Annotated in this window: 1 protein-coding gene; it reads left to right on the top strand. The window is 66.8% G+C overall.

Annotated elements, in window-relative coordinates; translation table 11 throughout:
- Nucleotides 1-38: 38 nt before the first annotated feature.
- On the top strand, nt 39-229 hold a 191-nt coding region (locus tag ACLQ28_RS34665; protein ID WP_425690471.1), incomplete at its 3' end, for a hypothetical protein.

The following is a 229-nucleotide window of genomic DNA, read 5'->3' as shown; positions in this document are numbered from 1 at the left end:
CTGAGCTTGTCCGTTTGGAGCGGATGGGTGTCAGTCCGTTGTCGAACGAGCTTGGTCTGGAGTTGTTCGACCAGGCGTTGCGGGTGGATGCCGGTCTGTTGGTGCCGGTGCGTTTGGACCTGGGTGCGTTGCGGTCGCAGGCGCGGGTGGGGATGTTGCCGGCGTTGTTGCGTGGGTTGGTGCGGGTGCCGGCGCAACGCGGCTCGACCGCGACTGGCTCGCTCGCGCA

It is taken from the genome of Micromonospora sp. DT201, assembly GCF_049841575.1.
GTDB lineage: Bacteria > Actinomycetota > Actinomycetes > Mycobacteriales > Micromonosporaceae > Micromonospora.
Note: the sequence above shows the minus strand (reverse complement) of the source record. Positions and strands in the feature narration are given on the sequence as shown.